Source organism: Paenisporosarcina sp. P4_D4, from assembly GCF_056401835.1.
Window position 1 is genome coordinate 1 of the sequence record NZ_JBFUIO010000251.1, and the last position, 1873, is coordinate 1873.

Genomic DNA, 1873 nt, shown 5'->3' on the forward strand with positions numbered 1-1873 from the left:
GGGTTAGTCCGATCACGTATTCATCAAGTCCATAATGCTTGAAAATACGTTCTTTCATTGATTCAACTGTTTCTCCAAGTCTCCATGTAGAAGACACGACAATTTTTGTGTCACCATCAGTTTCAGCAATAATCCGTTTTAGGTTTTTTACACAACTAGGAGCAAACTCAAGTGATTCATGTAATTTAGACTTTTTTGCTTCAGTTTGATTGTTCATTACACCATCTATATCTAGGAAAATTAGTTTCATTGTTCACCTCCAGTTAAAATTAAAGTTTTAATCCTGTAGTTCCATTTCAATAATATCTGCATAGCCCCAGTCATCTTCGAAATAAAAGTTAATTTTCCAGTCGCCATTATCTATTGATTCATACGGATGAGGTTTGTATCCTTCATCAAGCAAATATTGTGAAGCTGATCTGTATGACTTAAATGCATTGGTTACATAGTGGATATTGTCACCATACTGTTCCCCATTGTCTTCATCAACCAAATAGATTTTCATATTTACCCCTCCCATTAAAAGATTCGTTTTAATTTATAGTTTATTTTCACTTTTGTTCAAGTTTTCAATCCATTTCAAATCGACTTTGAGCTTATTATACTCTTCAAATTCTCTAATTCCTTTTTGCTCCGATGCTATTTTATTCATCAATGAAAGAGTGTTTGCCATTTTAAATTTTTCTTTCCAACTTAGTTTTGGGCAGTCTGTGTGATAGTCCATCCATTGTGCTACATCTTTTATTCTTTTGCTTCCATAAATTGAATCGTTTGTTGGTGACAAAGTTGACCGATACGTGCTGATTTTTTCTTCGCAATGGGGACACTTATCTTCTCCATGTCTTTTGTGATAAAGATCGAGTTGATAAAACCTAAACAGCCTTTCACATTTATCATGTCTATATAAATGGTTGTATCTGGACATTCCTTTTAGATGAAACAATGGCGATTTATTTTCAAGTGTTATATCAATTCCTATGATGATGAAAAATACTATCAGCAATATCAGAGGTATTATTGCAAACAAAACAGTCATCAACTTCCACTCCCCTTCCTATTAAAATTCGTGTTTTAAAGTTCTTACTCATATTCTCCTTCGTATAAATTGTAAGCGATTGTGTCTGAGTGATGAGTGTAAATAAAGGATTTTAGAGTTTTGTATTTATGGTAGTAGCCCTCTGAGCTGTATTCTTCACTAATATGATAAAGCAAATCTTTAGCGAATTTTTCTGCATCTTTCTCATTATCAAAATCGTACTCTCCATTGTTAACATATAGCTGTTTAACCAAGGCTAATTCTTCGTTTTCAAATGACATGTTTAATCTCCTTCCTTTTGATAATTGACAATAAAACTTAGATTTTACAGTTCCTTGTATGCATTTCTGATCGTATCTGCTCCAAGATGGCTTTCTACACTAGATAGCAATTCATTCAAGTATTCAACTTGCCAATAAACAGAGTTGCTTACGTCAGCCCCTTCGTTATGTTGCTGTGCCATAAGCTCCAGATTGTCAATTTGTAATTTCAATTTTTCCCACATAGTTACTCTTTTCATTTTTCATTCTCCTTTTATGTTTGTATTTATAAATAAAATGATTGTTTTAGATTATACTTACTTATCTTCTTCAATTAAATTTGAACGCTGATAAAATGCTACAGTATGCAAACTCAGTTTTTTCATTTCAACTAACAGTCTTTCAAGGTTGTGTTCAAACTGATCTAACTCATCATGTGTAGTTGTTTGACCACTATTTTGTACGATGCTTCCTAACTGCTGAAACTTCCTACCTAATAATACAAACCGTTCAAATAGTTCTCCATGTGTGTTGTACATTCTCTTCCTCCTATTCTCAAATAAAACTATCTTTTTAC

6 protein-coding genes are annotated in these 1873 nt (G+C 32.7%); all 6 read right to left on the reverse strand.

Going from position 1 to position 1873, the window contains the following annotated elements; translation table 11 throughout:
* A partial coding sequence (locus AC1DSL_RS17735) for an HAD domain-containing protein (protein ID WP_477533246.1) occupies positions 1-250 on the reverse strand: 250 nt, incomplete at its 3' end.
* Positions 251-277: 27 nt separating this feature from the next.
* Complete coding sequence (locus tag AC1DSL_RS17740; RefSeq protein ID WP_477533247.1) at positions 278-505, reverse strand: hypothetical protein; 228 nt, start codon at positions 503-505, stop codon at positions 278-280.
* 33 nt (positions 506-538) lie between these two features.
* On the reverse strand, positions 539-1036 hold the full coding sequence (locus tag AC1DSL_RS17745) for a hypothetical protein (RefSeq protein WP_477533248.1): 498 nt from the start codon (positions 1034-1036) through the stop codon (positions 539-541).
* A gap of 44 nt (positions 1037-1080) precedes the next feature.
* A complete protein-coding gene (locus tag AC1DSL_RS17750) occupies positions 1081-1317 on the reverse strand; it encodes a hypothetical protein (protein WP_477533249.1) in 237 nt (78 codons plus the stop codon).
* 44 nt (positions 1318-1361) lie between these two features.
* The gene (locus AC1DSL_RS17755; RefSeq protein ID WP_477533250.1) at positions 1362-1556 is read right to left on the reverse strand and encodes a hypothetical protein; all 195 of its coding nucleotides are present in this window, start codon (positions 1554-1556) and stop codon (positions 1362-1364) included.
* Between the two features lie 57 nt (positions 1557-1613).
* Positions 1614-1835: a hypothetical protein gene (locus AC1DSL_RS17760; protein WP_477533251.1), complete on the reverse strand. Its 222-nt coding sequence runs from the start codon at positions 1833-1835 to the stop codon at positions 1614-1616.
* Between the last annotated feature and the right edge of the window lie 38 nt (positions 1836-1873).